Annotated in this window: 16 protein-coding genes and 2 tRNA genes; 12 read left to right on the top strand and 6 right to left on the bottom strand. The window is 70.0% G+C overall.

Translation table 11 applies throughout. From position 1 onward, the window contains the following. Position 1: 1 nt before the first annotated feature. The 5 genes from ACIBO8_RS00865 to ACIBO8_RS00845 all read left to right on the top strand — a co-directional run bounded on the left by ACIBO8_RS00865 (position 2) and on the right by ACIBO8_RS00845 (position 2,884). Positions 2 to 874, top strand: a complete 873-nt coding sequence (locus ACIBO8_RS00865; protein ID WP_396113015.1) for a DUF3566 domain-containing protein — start codon at positions 2 to 4, stop codon at positions 872 to 874. A 311-nt stretch (positions 875 to 1,185) separates the two neighbouring features. Then, positions 1,186 to 1,262 (top strand) — tRNA-Ile (locus ACIBO8_RS00860). A 38-nt stretch (positions 1,263 to 1,300) separates the two neighbouring features. Continuing rightward, a complete protein-coding gene (locus ACIBO8_RS00855) occupies positions 1,301 to 1,429 on the top strand; it encodes a DLW-39 family protein (protein WP_211277715.1) in 129 nt (42 codons plus the stop codon). Between the two features lie 14 nt (positions 1,430 to 1,443). Then, positions 1,444 to 1,516: transfer RNA gene (locus ACIBO8_RS00850), tRNA-Ala, on the top strand. An 849-nt stretch (positions 1,517 to 2,365) separates the two neighbouring features. Next, a complete protein-coding gene (locus tag ACIBO8_RS00845; RefSeq protein WP_396113014.1) occupies positions 2,366 to 2,884 on the top strand; it encodes a helix-turn-helix domain-containing protein in 519 nt (172 codons plus the stop codon). A 139-nt stretch (positions 2,885 to 3,023) separates the two neighbouring features. Here the strand turns inward: ACIBO8_RS00845 and ACIBO8_RS00840 are convergent, their stop codons facing one another. Next, complete coding sequence (locus ACIBO8_RS00840; RefSeq protein WP_396113013.1) at positions 3,024 to 3,896, bottom strand: sulfotransferase domain-containing protein; 873 nt, start codon at positions 3,894 to 3,896, stop codon at positions 3,024 to 3,026. A gap of 291 nt (positions 3,897 to 4,187) precedes the next feature. On the opposite strand from ACIBO8_RS00840, the gene ACIBO8_RS00835 reads away from it, so the two are divergent. Beyond that, the gene (locus ACIBO8_RS00835; RefSeq protein WP_396113012.1) at positions 4,188 to 4,586 is read left to right on the top strand and encodes an NUDIX domain-containing protein; all 399 of its coding nucleotides are present in this window, start codon (positions 4,188 to 4,190) and stop codon (positions 4,584 to 4,586) included. A gap of 12 nt (positions 4,587 to 4,598) precedes the next feature. Here ACIBO8_RS00835 and ACIBO8_RS00830 read toward each other — a convergent pair whose 3' ends face one another. After that, positions 4,599 to 5,150 (bottom strand): hypothetical protein, encoded by a 552-nt coding sequence (locus ACIBO8_RS00830; RefSeq protein WP_396113011.1) that lies wholly within the window; start codon positions 5,148 to 5,150, stop codon positions 4,599 to 4,601. Positions 5,151 to 5,428: 278 nt separating this feature from the next. Here ACIBO8_RS00830 and ACIBO8_RS00825 point away from each other — a divergent pair, with 278 nt between their 5' ends. Continuing rightward, a complete protein-coding gene (locus tag ACIBO8_RS00825; protein ID WP_396113010.1) occupies positions 5,429 to 5,989 on the top strand; it encodes a YbaK/EbsC family protein in 561 nt (186 codons plus the stop codon). Between the two features lie 697 nt (positions 5,990 to 6,686). Then, positions 6,687 to 7,229: a GNAT family N-acetyltransferase gene (locus ACIBO8_RS00820; RefSeq protein WP_396113009.1), complete on the top strand. Its 543-nt coding sequence runs from the start codon at positions 6,687 to 6,689 to the stop codon at positions 7,227 to 7,229. Between the two features lie 103 nt (positions 7,230 to 7,332). Here the strand turns inward: ACIBO8_RS00820 and ACIBO8_RS00815 are convergent, their stop codons facing one another. The 4 genes from ACIBO8_RS00815 to ACIBO8_RS00800 all read right to left on the bottom strand — a co-directional run bounded on the left by ACIBO8_RS00815 (position 7,333) and on the right by ACIBO8_RS00800 (position 10,813). Next, complete coding sequence (locus tag ACIBO8_RS00815) at positions 7,333 to 7,974, bottom strand: DsbA family protein (protein ID WP_396113008.1); 642 nt, start codon at positions 7,972 to 7,974, stop codon at positions 7,333 to 7,335. Further along, positions 7,971 to 8,408, bottom strand: coding sequence for a SufE family protein (locus ACIBO8_RS00810; protein ID WP_396113007.1), 438 nt, complete (start codon positions 8,406 to 8,408; stop codon positions 7,971 to 7,973). Before ACIBO8_RS00810 ends, ACIBO8_RS00815 begins: the two co-directional genes overlap by 4 nt. A gap of 188 nt (positions 8,409 to 8,596) precedes the next feature. Next, complete coding sequence (locus tag ACIBO8_RS00805) at positions 8,597 to 8,989, bottom strand: CBS domain-containing protein (protein WP_396113006.1); 393 nt, start codon at positions 8,987 to 8,989, stop codon at positions 8,597 to 8,599. A 99-nt stretch (positions 8,990 to 9,088) separates the two neighbouring features. Beyond that, positions 9,089 to 10,813 carry a proline--tRNA ligase gene (locus ACIBO8_RS00800; RefSeq protein ID WP_396113005.1) on the bottom strand — a complete coding sequence of 575 codons (1,725 nt, stop codon included), beginning with the start codon at positions 10,811 to 10,813 and terminating at the stop codon, positions 9,089 to 9,091. A gap of 147 nt (positions 10,814 to 10,960) precedes the next feature. On the opposite strand from ACIBO8_RS00800, the gene ACIBO8_RS00795 reads away from it, so the two are divergent. The 4 genes from ACIBO8_RS00795 (at position 10,961) to ACIBO8_RS00780 (ending at position 14,276) form a co-directional block, all read left to right on the top strand. Next, positions 10,961 to 11,734 carry an SGNH/GDSL hydrolase family protein gene (locus ACIBO8_RS00795; RefSeq protein ID WP_396113845.1) on the top strand — a complete coding sequence of 258 codons (774 nt, stop codon included), beginning with the start codon at positions 10,961 to 10,963 and terminating at the stop codon, positions 11,732 to 11,734. A gap of 5 nt (positions 11,735 to 11,739) precedes the next feature. Further along, the gene (locus tag ACIBO8_RS00790) at positions 11,740 to 12,639 is read left to right on the top strand and encodes a sulfurtransferase (protein WP_396113004.1); all 900 of its coding nucleotides are present in this window, start codon (positions 11,740 to 11,742) and stop codon (positions 12,637 to 12,639) included. 214 nt (positions 12,640 to 12,853) lie between these two features. Continuing rightward, a complete protein-coding gene (locus ACIBO8_RS00785) occupies positions 12,854 to 13,390 on the top strand; it encodes a VanZ family protein (protein WP_396113003.1) in 537 nt (178 codons plus the stop codon). Between the two features lie 283 nt (positions 13,391 to 13,673). Then, positions 13,674 to 14,276 carry a TetR/AcrR family transcriptional regulator gene (locus ACIBO8_RS00780; protein ID WP_396113002.1) on the top strand — a complete coding sequence of 201 codons (603 nt, stop codon included), beginning with the start codon at positions 13,674 to 13,676 and terminating at the stop codon, positions 14,274 to 14,276. Positions 14,277 to 14,494: the final 218 nt, after the last annotated feature.

The raw sequence follows: 14,494 nt of genomic DNA, 5'->3' as shown, positions 1-14,494 counted from the left end.
GATGCCGGAGACACAGGCGAAGTCGGGAGGGCCGGGGGCCTCGTCGACTCCCGTCGATGCGGAGCCGAAGAAGGACGGCGCCGCATCGAACGGGCGCGAAGCCGCTGGCCGCGCGGCGGTCCCCGCGGAAGCCCCGTCCCCGCCGAAGTTCACCCGCGCGCCGGGCATGCCCCCGCCGCCCGGTGAGCCGGGTGCCGACAGCGACGGCCAGTCCGACGGCAAACGACCGGGCGGCCCCGCGGTGGCGAAGGGCTCGGCCACTGTGCCGATCGTCACCAAGGGCAAGGCCGCGGCCGCTCCGGCGCCCTCGGCCCAGGCGGGTCGTACGACGGTCACCCCGCCGCCGACGAAGCCCGGCACGGTCCCGCAGCGGCCCGGCACGGCCCCGAAGCCCCCGTCCGGCGGTGCAGCCGCGAGCGGTGCGGCAGCGGTGGGCGCCGCCCGGGTGTCCGAGGCCGTACGGTCGGCGCGCTCGACGGTCTCCTCGGCGGCCGCTCGTGGCCCCCGCCGGGCCCGCCTGAACCTCAAGCGGATCGACCCCTGGTCCGTCATGAAGTTCGCCTTCGCCGTCTCCGTGGTCCTGTTCATCGTCGTGGTCGTGGCCACCTCGGTGCTCTACCTGGCCCTCGACGCCATGGGCGTGTGGAAAGAGGTGAACACCAGCCTCCAGAGCCTCGTGAACGCCAGCGGCGGCACGGGCTCGACCAACTCGGGCTTCCGCATCACGGCCTGGGGAGTCATCGGCACGTCGATGCTGATCGGCGCGGTGAACGTGGTGCTCTTTACCGCGCTGGCCACGCTGGGTGCGTTCATCTACAACGTGTGTGCGGATCTCGTGGGTGGCGTCGAGCTGACGCTCGCCGAGCGGGACTGACGTATTAGCCGACGGCAAGCTGCCCCTCGGGGCGGCTTGCCGTTCGGCTTTGTGGTCCGGGGTGATGCCGTCATCCGGGACCTCGCCGGGGCCGATGGCCGCCGTGGGGTCTGCTCTCCGGCCTTCTCCGGCTGTCTGCCTGCCCGACAGGTCGGTGGTCTGCAGCCACCGGCTCGGGTTTTGGCCGCTGGACCGGTGCGGCGGTTCTCGCCCGACGTTCCCGCTTCGGCGGCTGGATTGGCGCGGCGTGGCGAGCGGCCCCCGATTTGGGTGACCGCAGCCGGGTACGGTAACCTTCGTGTCGCTGTCACGGGGCTATAGCTCAGTCGGTTAGAGCGCAGAGCTGATAACTCTGAGGTCGCTGGTTCGATTCCAGCTAGCCCCACCATGCACGTCCTCCCGCCGCAGATCAAAGGGGACCCGGCCATGCTGAAGAAGCTCCTGATCGTCGCCGGCATCGTCGGCGCGGCCGCCCTGGTGGTCAAGCGGGTCAAGGCCTCCAGCGACGAGCGCGCCCTCTGGCACGAGGCCACCACGGCGCCCGACCTGCGCTGAGCCCTGCAGTTCCGGGGGCCCTAGCTCAACTGGCAGAGCACCGCCTTTGCAAGGCGGGGGTTAGGGGTTCAAGTCCCCTGGGCTCCACTCGATCTCCCCGCGGCTGGCTTCAAGATCCGCCGCTTGCTAGGGTCCCGCGGATGGGAGCCCTCAAGCCATGGCACATCTTGGCGCTGCTGTGCGCCATCTCCGTGGTCGTCGTCGTAGGCGGCCTGCTGATCTACGCCGTGCGTCAGCGCAAGTAATCGAGGCTGTGCACGGGCTTCTTGGCGCCGGTTGAGCGGCGGAGCCGAGAGGTGCCTATCTCTGGCCGAGCTTCGCCGCCGGGACTGTCTGTCGCCGGCTGAGCGTCGCTTCTCCGGCAGGCGGCTGTCGATGGTCCTCGCTCGACCGGGTGTCGTCCTGGGTCGTGCTGAGGTGTGGCCCTGCTTCGGGGTTCGGCGCCCCGCTGTCATCTAGCTTTGCACCGTGAGGCAGTTTCTCGGGGCCACCCACTGACCGCTGCCTTTCCGCCTGTGTCGCCGCTGCCGCTTGGCGCCGGGGTTGCACGGCGCCGCTGTTGTCCGGGTCTCGCACTGACGAGCTGCACGCGCCGGACGTGTTGCATGCCGGACCTGTTGCACGCGCCGGACGTGCTGCACTTCCCAGATGTGCTGCAGTCGCCGGACAGGCCGCCTTGGCGGCTGCGGTACCGACCTTGCCTCTCCCTAGCGGCCGCTCGTCGCATGCCTGCTGGCCCCGCGGGAGCATCTCGCACTCTTCGCTCACGCCGGTTCTGCTGGAGGGGGAGGGATCCCTTCGGTCTGGACCATCAAGACCTCTCGCCCACAGGCCCCCGGTGTATCCGAGGTGAAAGAGCCAATAACCGTTCGGTTGTTGCATCCGGGCTGCGGTCGGAGTAGACATCCACGTGTGACGATGCGCGCGCGAGGGTGGGTGACGACCGGTGAAGCAGCAGTCCTGCTGCGGTCGTCACGGGCGCACGTCGTGGACCTTTGTCTTCGAGGTCTGCTGCCGTACGTGACGATCAACGGCCAGCGTCGAATGCGACGTTGCGACGTCGAGGCCCTGATGCGGCCGGCGATGAGCCGGGAACAGTTGAGGATCCTGTGGCTCCACCGGGCCATCGCCGGCAAATTGGTGCGGGACCCCCGGGCCCTCGTGGCGGCCGCCCAGATCAATCTGCGGCGGTTGCGGCGAACGCACCCGGAGGGCCGGGCCTGGGAATGGCTGGACCGGTGGGACGCCGTCCTCGACGAGGGCGTCGAGGCGGTGCTGGAGGCGCTGACTTCGTCCGCCGAGTACGCCATCGAACTGAGAGCGAACTCCCCGTTCGCCGGGGTCCTGACCGAAGGCGAGCGCCGTCAGGTGCTGGCGGCTTTCGCCCAGAGCCGCCAGGATCGCGCCCGCCCGATGCGGCCCGAAGTCTTCGAGCGGGTCCTGCGGACGGTCTGAGTGTCCCGGCGGTCCTTCGGCCCGCACGCGCCGTGGGTGCGGGGCCCCCGGTCGTGCCTGCGCCGTCTCGCGCGTAGCGCTGTAGCGCGCCGGCGATGCGGGCGGCCCACGAGGGACAGGTGGCGCGCGGAACTGGGGCTCAGCGGTGCAGCCAGGTCAGGAGGTCGTCCGGTGCGAGTTCGGCCGCCCGCTTCTCGTACTGGGTCAGCTCCTCCTCCGTCAGTAGTTCGCGGCCCGCTCCGGAGCTGCCGCGGTGGAAGAAGGCGTTGCCGTCCTTCAGGATGCCGACCGGGTCGGGCGCCAGTTGGGCCGCGCGGGCGCGCATCTGGGTGAAGCCCGCCGCGTCCGTCAGGAGCGGCCACTGCTCTTCAGGTACGCCGATGCCGAGTCTGGCGGCGAGCCGGCGCATCTCGCCGGACAGGTTGTTCACCAGGTCGGCGTAGTGGACCAGGACGACGTTCGGGTCCTGACGGCGGCGCCAGGCGTCGGTGAGGTGCCACATCACGCCCGGCAGGGAGTCCATGGCGTCCGCCGGTGCGACGTCACGGTTGATCCAGGCGACCAACGAGTCGTGGATCGGGCGCGGTGGGGAGCTGGTTTCCGTAGGGGCCGGGGTGCCGAGGAGCTCGGCCATTCGCTGCCGGTCGAGGTTGTCGACGTGGTGGAAGAGCGAGACCGCCATGTCGAGGGGGTGCCGTGCCACCACGACGTACGTGGCTCGCGGGTCCAGCGGAAGGCCGTCGAGCGGGGTGTGGGTCTTGATGAAGCGGCGATGCTCCTGAGCCTCGAGGCGGGCGAACACCTCGTCGCGCGGAACTACGAGCCAGTCGAGCCAGGGGGAGAGGTCCGACAGCGGGGCCGGTAGATCGGGACTTCGGAACACGAGCAGGGCGCAGATCATCTGCATCCACGTCGTGCCGCTCTTCGATCTTGTGCTGATGATGATGTCGCCCTCGCGGAACGGGAATCCGTCCCAGCGGGCGCTGTCCTCGTCGGAAGAGCGATAGCGCATTCCGCCAACCTAGGAGAGCGCGGGCCGTGCGACCACCGATTTGAGCGGCATGAGCCGCCTGAGCGGCTCGGTGGGCGGCCGGATCGGACGTCGTAAAAGACCTGGTCGCAGCCCACCATTCGGTGGTCTCGTGCTTGCCGAAGGCGGGGACGTCAGCGGCGGCTGGGTGCGATTTCCAGTCATGGGGAGACCGTACGGCGAGGGTCCGACAAAACCGGGCGCGGTGATCGTTCGCGCTTGCGTGCCCGTCCGCTTGCGTGGCGGTGGCGTCGTCGTGAGTAGCCTTCACTCGTGAGTGGACGGAGACGAGCTGCTGCCGTCATCATCCGGGACGGCCGGGTGTTGATGGTGCACGAGCGGAGCCGGCGCGACGGGGGCCGGGAGTGGTGGACGCTGCCCGGGGGCGGGATCGACCCCGGCGAGACGGCGGAGGATGCGGTACGCCGTGAGGTGCTGGAGGAGGTCGGGCTGGTCGTCAAGGAGGCGCGGTACCTGCATGACATGCCCTATCCATCGGGGATGACGTCGGTCTTCGCGTGCACCGTCGGCGACGACGAGCCGCAGCTGGGGCCGCATGTGACCGGGCCGGAGCCGATCGGGCTCGACTGGGTACCGGTGCCGGACGTGGTGCCGGGAGACGACGGGCTGGTGCCGATCCCGCCGATGATCGTCGCTTTGCGGCTCGAGTGACGGAGCGGCGCCTCAGTTGACGGGTTCGACCGGCGCCGGCTCGGTGACGGGTTCCGTGGCAGGGGTCGCGTGGATCGCGGGAGCCTCGGCTTGCTGGGCGGGCTCAGGGCTGTCTGCCTGCCCGTGATCCGGGGAGCCGTCGGCGGCCGCCATGTGGTGATCGACGTCTGCCTTCGGGGAGGCAGGGTGGCGGACCAGGGCGCGGCGGCGTTCCGTGACGAAGTAGGCGGTGCTGAGGACGTACCCGACAGTGAGAAGGAGCCCGACGGCCCGGACCGGAAGTGGGGTTTCGGGCAGAAGGGTCATGATCAGCGCGCCGGCGGTCCAGGCCGTGAGGAGGGCGGTGTTGATCGTGTCCTGGGCGGCCCAGCCGGTGGTGCCGCGGCGTGCCTGGCGCTGGATTTCGGTGGCAAGGGCGTGGCCGAGGCCGGCCGTCAGCAGGCCGAGCATGATCGTGGGGAAGATCGAGGAGGTGCCGTGAGCGACCGCGGCGACCGCCGTTCCGCCTGTGAGCAGGGCCAGGCCGCTGACGGTTCCGACCCTCGCGCCGCGTCTCTCCCTCACATCTCCTGATAGTCGGCAAGATCGCGGGATGCCTGAGCGGCTCGGTGGTTTCATGATCGTTGCCTGCTTGCCTGCTTGCCTGCTTGCCTGCTTGCCTGCTTGCCTGCTTGCCTGCTTGCCTGCTTGCCTGCTTGCCTGCTTGCCTGCTTGCCTGCTTGGCCCCCTCCTTGGGGATAACCGCAAGTTGCTCGTCCGGTCGGCCTCCATGTCGGGCTGCGTCGCACCCCCGCTTTCGGGGTGGGTGACCCGGCTGGTTAGGCCGGGGTAATCGGGGCAGGATGACGAACGTGATCGGAACCCTGAAGCTCGAACCCGCGATCTCCCGGCTCGACCTGCTCGCCGCTCCCGTCGCCGCGGCGCTCGAGGTGTGGCCGGCCGAGGCGCCCATCGACGGCGACCAGGTGCTCGTCGCGCCGATCAATGCGGAGCTGGCGGACACCGCGGCCTTCTGCGAGGCGTACGACGTGGAGCTCGCCGAGTCGGCCAACTGCGTGATCGTGGCCGGCAAGAGGGAGGGAGTGACGCGGTACGCAGCCTGCGTGGTGCTGGCAACCACTCGCGCGGACGTCAACGGGACCGTGCGGCGGCAGCTCGACGTTCGCAAGGCCAGCTTCGCGCCGACCGAGGATGCGGTCCGGCTGACGGGCATGGAATACGGGGGCATCACCCCGATCGGGCTTCCGAAGGACTGGCCGGTGCTGGTCGATGCGCGAGTGGTGGCTGCGCCGCACGTGATCGTCGGGTCGGGGGTGCGTCACAGCAAGATCGCTATCGCGGGGCCGGCGTTGGGGGCGCTTCCTGGGGCCGAGGTGATTGAGGGGCTGGCTCGGGAGATTTAGCAGGGTGGGCGGCCAGCCGGTTGGATGGGTGGCCGGGTGCGCGCCTTTCCAGCTCAAGGACTGGCGTGTCTGGATGGCTTGCGGCGTTCGGAGACATGGGGCCTCGGCGCGGCACCGCCACTCTCATCCCCGCCTCGGGGCAATGCACGGCAGATGACAGGGTGGCACCGCGCTGGCCGAGGAGCGGCTGCAGGCGGCCGCCGACGACCTCGACCATCGGGCGGTCCGCTGGGGGTGGTGCGTGGGTGATGGCTGACCCTGGCGGGCGGGTGCGGCTCCCAGCTGGCCCGGTCGGCGGCGGGGCCTTTCCTGCTGGTTCGGCGCGCGGGTGGGGCTTCCTGCTGGTTCGGCGCGCGGGTGGGGCTTCCTGCTGGTTCGGCGCGCGGGTGGGGCTTCCTGCTGGTCTGGCGGGCGGTGGGGCTTCCTGCTGGTCTGGCGGGCGGTGGGGCTTCCTGCTGGCCCGGCGGTTGTAGGGGCTTCCTGCTGGCCCGGCGGTTGGAGGGGCTTCCGTTCGGTCTGGTGCTGCCGCTGACCGAGTTTCCGCATCGCCGCTGTGCGCGGTGCCGCTGTATGGGGCTGGCTCCGGTGAGCGGAGGCGCACGGTTGTCGGTGGTGCGTGGCTCGGCTTTTCAGCTGGCATGGCGGCGGCGCCGCTGGATAGCGGGTCCCGGTTGGCGGCGCGCGGCTGGACAGGTCTGTGACCGACTGGTTCGCTTCGCTCGTGGAGATTCGGGCGACGCGGGTCGATGACCTTGAGGTCATCCGGGCGATCGAGGTTCGCGCTGGGGCGCTCTTCCGCGACGTGGGGATGCCTGACATCGCTGCTCATCCTGTGCCGCCGGCTGCGGTGCTCGCTCGGTTCGTCCATGGCGAGCGGAGTTGGGTCGTTGTTGACGACGCTGGGGCGCCGGTTGCTTTCGTGCTGGTGGAGGTGGTCGACGGGCTTGCTCATATCGAGCAGGTCAGCGTTGATCCCGCTTACGGGCGGCGAGGGCTGGGTCGCGAACTCATTGATTGTGTCGGCCGGTGGGCGGCCGGTCGGGGTATGGCCGCGTTGACGTTGACGACTTTCCGGGGTGTGCCGTGGAACGGGCCGTACTACACGCGGTTGGGGTTCGTGGAGCTCGCGGAAGAGGAGCTGGGGCCTGAGCTGGCTCGGTTGATGGCCTTGGAGGCGCGGCACGGTCTTGATCCGGTTGAGCGGATCGCCATGCGCAGGGAGCTGCCGGTAGCGCCGTGAGAGACCCGTTCAGTCCGGCGCGACAACTGAGCCGGCCTCCGGTCGCATGGGCTGTTCGAGGTCGCCGCCGTATGTGTGGCCGGATTTCGTTTCACGTGGAACATCATTGAGCAGCGTCGACGGCCTCGCGGCGGGCGATCTCTTCCAGTGCCGATCGAAGGACCGAAGTTTCCTGGGCGCCCTGAACCGCGTACTTCCGGTCGATGACGAAGGTGGGGACGCTCGTGATGCCGAGCTCTCGGGCCTCCGCCAGATCGGCGTTCACCGCGTCGGTGCCGGCCGAGGACTCGAGGTACGCCAGGGCTGCCTGCTCATCCAGTCCGACTGACCCGGCGAGCCTGGCCAGGGCGGCCCGGGAACCGATGTCGACGCCCTCGGCGAAATGGGCTCGCTGCAGCGTCTCGATCATCATCAGCTGCAGGTCCTGGCCCGCCGCCCAGGCGATCAACCGATGCGCGTCGAAGGTGTTCGCCAGCACCGCGCGGTCGAAGTCCAAGGTCAGCCCGTCGCCGGCGGCTACGGCGCTGACGTGGGCGAACATCTGCTCGGCCTGCTGCGCGCCGCCGAACTTCGCCGCCAAGGCCCGCTTGATCGGTAGCGGCTGGGGGACCGGCGAAGGATCGAGTTGGTACGCGCGGAACGTCAGCGTCACGTCGCCCGTAAAACCCTGCAGCGCCGCCTCCAGCCGGTGCTTGCCGATGTAGCACCACGGGCAGATCACGTCGGACCACACTTCGATGTTCATGCGCGGGTGTCCTCCTGCTCGCGGATCTGGCGCTTGAGCCGGGCGAGGATGGCGGTACCGCCCCGGATGCGCAGGGGGCTGATCGCTGTTGCCAGCCCCATCCGGCTGTACAGATCGTCCGGTACGGCGACGATCTCCTGCGCCGTCGCGCCCTCGAGCCCTTCCGACAGGATCCCGGCGAAGGCACGCGTGGTGGGCGCCTCGAGCGGGCAGTCGAACCAGGTCTTCACCGTGTGGTCGCTCTGTACCTCGGCGCGCAGGAAGAACTGCGTTTGGCACTCGGGCACCTGCTCCATTCCCTCGTGCCCCTTGAGCTCCTCGGGCAGCGGCGGTACGGCGTCGGCAAACTCCAGCAGCATCTCCAGCACGACTTCACGGGGTGCGGAGGCGAACTCGTCGACGATCTCGGCCAGCTTCGGGGGAATGTCGCTCACAGTGGCGACACTACGTCGTCGATGACCACTCCCGCCGGTTCCCGCTACACCGGGGGCGCGATAGCGGGGCAGGCGGCGGCTTGGGGGAGGGCGTGCCGAATCGGAAGGGAGGGCAGCGCCGCGACCGCCGCGACTATCCGGACGCCGTGGTGACGCAGGGAGCTCGGAGACAGGGCGTATGAGGCCGGTCAGGCCGGCGCCGAAGTCGGCAGGAGGGCGAGATCGCTCAGACTCACGATCCCGACCACCTTCCGATCGGCGTCGCATACCAGTAGCCGGCGTACCCCTCGTTCGCGCATCGCCTGGACCGCGTCCTCCACAGTGGCGGACTGCTCCACCATGATCAGCTCCAGCGAGGCGATCGACGCGAGGGTCGTGGTGTGGGGAGCCAGGCCTTCGGCGATTGCTCGGACCACGATGTCGCGGTCGGTCACTACGCCGGTCATGGTCGGGCCGGTGGTCACCACCACATCGCCGATGCCCTGGTCGCGCATGACTTGTGCGGCTTCGTCGAGCATGGTGTCGCCCGGAAGGTAGACGACCTTTCTGGTCATCACGTCCGCCACTGCCGTCCTCGCCATGGCCGTACCTCCCCGCACTCCTGCCCGCCCGTCTTGCTGGCGGGTACCCGGCCGTATCACCGATTACACCCCGGGTGCCCGTGCGGGGCCATCGGGGTTTCACCCCAGAAGCGCACGGGTCACCTCCGTGAGGCGTACGTCGTGGCGGTCACCCGTACGCCGGTCGCGCAGTTCGGCGTACCCCTCTGAGAGACGGCGCCCGACCACGACGCAGCGGGGGATGCCGATCAGCTCGGCGTCGGTGAACTTGACGCCGGCGGACAGCTGCGGACGGTCGTCGACCAGCACCCGCAGCCCGGCCTTCTCGAGCTCCGCCGCGAGGGCCAGGGCCGCCTCGAGCTGGCCGTCCTTGCCCGCGCCGATGATGTGGACGTCTGCCGGGGCCACCTCGGCGGGCCAGACGATGCCGCGCTCGTCGTGGTGTTGCTCCGCGATGGATGCGACGGCCCGGGAGACGCCGATGCCGTAGGAACCCATGGTGGGGCGTACGGGCTTGCCGTCGGTCCCGAGCACGTCGACCTTGAACACGTCGGTGTAGCGGCGGCCGAGCTGGAAGATGTGGGCGATCTCGATGCCGCGGCGCATGGTGAGCTCGCCGTCGCCGCACCGGGGGCAGGGGTCGCCGGCGCGAACCTCGGCCGCCTCGATCGTGCCGTCGGGCGTGAAGTCGCGGCCGGCCACCACGGAGGTGGCGTGCTTGCCCACCTCGTTGGCGCCGGTCAGCCAGGCCGTGCCGGGTGCCACGCGCGGATCGGCAAGGTAGCGCACCTTGATGCCCTGCGGACCGATGTAGCCGCGGACCAGGTCCGGACGCGACGCGAAGTCGTCGAACATCGTCGCCCTGGCCGGGCTCTGTACGGCGTCGAGCCGCTTCAGATCGACCTCGCGATCGCCGGGCACACCGATGACCAGCAGCTCATCGTCCTTGCCGGGGTGGTGGACGGTGACCACGACGTTCTTCAGCGTCTCGGCCGCGGTCCAGTCCGTGCGGCCCTCCAGGGCACGGGCGTTGGCCAGGTCGACCAGGGAGGCGATCGTCGGCGTCTCGGGGGTGTCGTGAACGGTCAGCGGCCCGTGCTCGCGGGTGTCGGCCGCCGGCGCCACGGTGATCACGGCCTCGGTGTTCGCCGCGTAGTCACATGCCGTGCAGCCGACGAAGGTGTCCTCGCCGACGTCGGCGACGGCCAGGAACTCCTCGGAGGCCGAGCCGCCCATGGCGCCCGACATGGCGGCCACGACGGTGTGCTCCAGGCCGAGGCGCTCGAAGATGCGCTGGTACGCCGCGCGGTGTTTCCCGTACGCCTCGATGAGCCCTTCCTCCGAGAGGTCGAAGGAGTAGGCGTCCTTCATGAGGAACTCGCGCCCGCGCAGCAGGCCCGCTCGGGGACGCGGCTCGTCGCGGAACTTCGTCTGCATCTGGAAGAGGATCAGCGGGAAGTCGCGGTAGGAGCTCGTCATGTCCTGCACGAGCAGCGTGAACATCTCCTCGTGCGTGGGGGCGAGCAGGTGGTCTGCGCCTCGGCGGTCCTTCAGCGTGAAGATGTCGTCGCCGTATTCCGTCCAGCGGCCGCTGATGTCGTAGGCCTCGCGGGGCAGCAGGGCCGGGAAGGAGACCTCCTGGCCGCCGATCGCGGCCATCTCTTCGCGGATGACCCGGCTCACCTGATCGAGCACCAGCTTGCCGAGCGGGAGCCACGTGTAGCCGCCCGGCGCGGCGCGACGGATGTACCCGGCGCGCAGGAGTAGCCGGTGGCTCGGCACCTCTGCGTCCGCCGGCTCCTCACGCAGGGTCTTGAGCAGCATCGTGGACATTCGCATCAGCATGACCGTGAGCCTAGGGAGGGGGTCCGACGAAAACATCCGGTTATCGCCCGGCCCTGGAGTGTCGCCATCGTCACGTCCCGATCACCGCCCGGCAGTGCAAAACTCGGCTGGGTCGGAGCACATGAGCGCATGTTCAGGGGGGTGGCCATGGCCTGGAAGAGCTTCGTGGCGATGGGGGACAGCTTCACCGAGGGCATGGACGACAGCTACCCCGACGGGACCTATCGCGGGTGGGCCGACCTGGTCGCGGCCCGGCTGGCCGTCGATGCCGGCCCCGATTTCGGGTACGCGAACCTCGCCGTCCGGGGCAAGCTCCTGGACCAGGTCATCGACGAACAGCTCGAGCCGGTGCTGGCGATGCGACCCGGCCTGGTCAGCTTCGCGGCCGGCGGCAACGACGTGCTGCGCCGCAAGGTGGACGTCGAGTCGCTGGTCGACAAGATCGACTCGGTGATCGGCCGGATCCGCGACACCGGCGCCGACGTGATCCTCTTCCGGTTCGCGGACGTCACCGCACACCTGCCCGGACAGCGCATCGTCGGCCCGCGCGCGGGCACCCTCAACGACGGCACCCGGCGGGTCGCCGAGCGTCACGGTGCCCACCTGATCGACCTCTTCGCCGACCGTGCGTTCGACAATCCGCTGTTGTGGAGCGCCGACCGCCTGCACCTGTCCGCTGCGGGGCACCGCCGTGTCGCGGGACATGTCCTCAACACACTCGGCGTCGGTGTCGACGAGGACTGGCTGCTCGTGCCGCCGATGCCGGCACCCACCCCCTGGCTGCTGGCGCGCGGCGCCGACCTGCGCTGGGCCGGACAACACCTCGCGCCCTGGATCAGGCGCAGGCTGGCAGGTGCCTCTTCCGGTGATGAGGTCAAGGCGAAGCGCCCCGAGCTCGCCCCCGTCGACGCGATAGCGTGAATGCCATGTCCGTTGCGAACGACCCGGCGCCGTCACTGCAGGCGTACGCCCACCCCGACAAGCTCGTCACCACCGAGTGGCTGGCCGCCAACCTCGAGACCCCCGGCCTCGTGGTCGTCGAGTCGGACGAAGACGTGCTGCTCTACGACACCGGGCACATCCCGGGCGCCGTGAAGGTCGACTGGCACACCGAGCTGAACGACCAGCTCACCCGCGACTACCTCGACCCGGCGACGTTCGCGGCGCTGTGTGAGGCCAAGGGCATCGGCCGCGACGACACGATCGTGTTCTACGGCGACAACTTCAACTGGTGGGCGGCGTACGCGCTCTGGGTCTTCAGTCTCTTCGGCCACCGCGACCTGCGGCTGCTCGACGGCGGCCGGCAGAAGTGGGTGGCTGAGGGCCGTGAGACAACCCGGGAGAAAACGGTACGCCCGCACGCGACGTACCCGGTCCCCGCCCGCGAGGACAGCTCGATCCGCGCCTTCCGCGACCAGGTCATGGGCCACATCTCGAGCGGCCGCCCCCTCGTCGACGTCCGGTCCCCGCAGGAGTACACGGGCGAGCTCACCCACATGGAGGCGTACCCGCAGGAGGGCGCCCTCCGCGGCGGCCACATCCCGGGCGCCGTCAGCAAGCCGTGGAAGTCGGCGGCGAACGAGGACGGCACCTTCAAGGCGGCGGACGAGCTGGCCAAGATCTACCGGGACGAGCTGGGGCTGGAGTCCGGGGACGACATCATCGCGTACTGCCGGATCGGCGAACGGTCCAGTCACACGTGGTTCGTGCTGCATCATCTGCTGGGCTATCCGCAGGTCCGGAACTACGACGGCTCGTGGACGGAGTGGGGCAACCTGGTTCGGGCGCCCATCGCCAAGGGCTCGGAGCGCGGCGGGCTGTCCTGATCCGAGCTTGCTGGTAGCCGACCCGCAGTGTGACCGGACGTCGGCCTTCTCCGGGCCGGCGCCGTGTCGGGAAGACGGTTGGGTCGCCGAAAGCGGCGCGGTGGTCGTCTTGCAGGACGGCGCGGCTCGAACAACCGATGGGCACCTACCTGCCCGCCGGGAGGTCCGGCGGCGCTGGAGTCGGTCTTGCCCGGACGGCCTAGATTGCCGTGCTGTGGGGGCGGTCTGGCGGAATCACGGCACGACCATCATGCTGGCCGCCCTTCTCCTGCCGGTGCTGAGCTTCGCCGCGTACCGGTGGCGGTGCCGGAGCACCTCACGGCGGTACGCCGCTGCGGAGGTGGGGCTGATCGCCGGGTCACTGCCGTGGGCGGTCATGCTCTTCACGCCTCAGAAGGCGGCCCGGTCCGTGGATCTCGTACCGCTGCACGACCTCCCGTCGTGGGTGAGCGGTACCGCCGACACGGGAGTCGCCCAGCTCGGCGGCAATCTACTCGTGCTCGCCGCCTTCGGGTTCTTCCTGCCGATGCGCTTCACGGCGATGGCGTCGCTGCGCCGGGTCCTCGTGGCAGCCGTGGCCACCTCCGCGTCGGTCGAGGCATTGCAGTGGGTCCTTGCCATCGGGCGGGTGTCGAGCGTCGACGACGTACTGGTCAACACCCTCGGGGCGGTGCTGGCGGCGTCGGCGTCGCGGCGATGGTGGGCCGATGAGCGGCGTCGCTTCGGGCAGACGGCCTCTCTCGGCACCTGATCCCCGCCTCGAGCAGCCTGTCGGGTCGACTTCGGCGGCGGGCGCGGGTCGGGCGCTGTAGTCGCGGGCCGCTGCGACGGCGCAGGTCAGGGGACGGACCGCACACCCGCCTGTTCCACGTGGCGTCATGAGCGCCTTCCCCGAGGCGCTTGCCGGGTGTTGTCATCCCGGTCACATCTGACGTCGATGTGCCTGGACAGGGCCATGGTGAGGACCACAGGCCCCGCACAATTGCCTGAACGCCCGTTAAGTATTGGGCTTGACAGCGGGTTAGAGTTGCGAGGTGACGGTAGATCAGCAGCAGCGCCCCGGACCGCCGGCTCCGCGTCGGCGCTCGCGCCGGGACGAGATCCTGGAGATCGCGGTCGGGCTCTTCGCCGCCCGGGGATATCACGGCGTGTCGATGGATGACATCGGCTCGGCCGCGGGCGTCACCGGCCCGGCGCTGTATCACCACTTCGCCGGCAAGGAGGCCATGCTGGTGGCCGCCCTCATCCCGGTGAGCGAGGGTCTGCTGCACGGCGGCAAGCAGTGCGTCGCCCGTCACCCCGAGGACGCGCGCGCCGCCCTCACCGACCTGATCGACTTCCACGTCGAGTTCGCCCTCGCCAATCCCGCCGTGATCGCGCTGCACCTCCACGAGCTGGACCGGCTGCCCGACGAGCCGCGCCGGCAGATCCGCCGGCTGCAGCGCCTGTACGTCGAGGAGTGGGTCGCCGTGCTCGCGACGCTGCGTCCCGAGTTGGATGCCGGCGAGGCTCGGGTGCTCGCCCACTCGGCGTTCGGCCTGATGAACTCCACCCCCTTCCTCGGTGGCGAGGTGGACCGGCACCGGCGGGCCGCCCTCCTCCGCGAAGCCACGGCCCACGCCCTGATCGGCCACTGACCATGTGCGGCCACGGCCCACGCCTCGAACCCGCCGGCAACCCGGCCGCGGCCGGAGCGCAGACCGTGGCCGCCGTCCCGGCGCAGCCAGGGCACAGATCGTGGCAACTGTCCCGGCGGCCAGGCACAGATCGTGGCAACTGTCCCGGCGGCCAGGCACAGATCGTGGCAACTGTCCCGGCGGCCAGGCACAGATCGTGGCAACTGTCCCGGCGGCCA

It is taken from the genome of Actinoplanes sp. NPDC049681 (assembly GCF_044465265.1).
Classification (GTDB): Bacteria; Actinomycetota; Actinomycetes; order Mycobacteriales; family Micromonosporaceae; genus Actinoplanes.
This window is presented reverse-complemented; position numbering and strand designations above follow the sequence as displayed.

What these genes read in the sequence shown, in the direction of transcription:
- ACIBO8_RS00865 (WP_396113015.1), top strand. Translation starts at nt 2, where the DNA reads ATGCCGGAGACACAGGCGAAGTCGGGAGGGCCGGGGGCCTCGTCGACT.
- ACIBO8_RS00855 (WP_211277715.1), top strand. Translation starts at nt 1,301, where the DNA reads ATGCTGAAGAAGCTCCTGATCGTCGCCGGCATCGTCGGCGCGGCCGCC.
- ACIBO8_RS00840 (WP_396113013.1), bottom strand. Translation starts at nt 3,896, where the DNA reads ATGCGCTATCGCTCTTCCGACGAGGACAGCGCCCGCTGGGACGGATTC.
- ACIBO8_RS00825 (WP_396113010.1), top strand. Translation starts at nt 5,429, where the DNA reads ATGACGAACGTGATCGGAACCCTGAAGCTCGAACCCGCGATCTCCCGG.
- ACIBO8_RS00815 (WP_396113008.1), bottom strand. Translation starts at nt 7,974, where the DNA reads ATGAACATCGAAGTGTGGTCCGACGTGATCTGCCCGTGGTGCTACATC.
- ACIBO8_RS00805 (WP_396113006.1), bottom strand. Translation starts at nt 8,989, where the DNA reads ATGGCGAGGACGGCAGTGGCGGACGTGATGACCAGAAAGGTCGTCTAC.
- ACIBO8_RS00800 (WP_396113005.1), bottom strand. Translation starts at nt 10,813, where the DNA reads ATGCTGATGCGAATGTCCACGATGCTGCTCAAGACCCTGCGTGAGGAG.
- ACIBO8_RS00795 (WP_396113845.1), top strand. Translation starts at nt 10,961, where the DNA reads ATGGCCTGGAAGAGCTTCGTGGCGATGGGGGACAGCTTCACCGAGGGC.
- ACIBO8_RS00790 (WP_396113004.1), top strand. Translation starts at nt 11,740, where the DNA reads ATGTCCGTTGCGAACGACCCGGCGCCGTCACTGCAGGCGTACGCCCAC.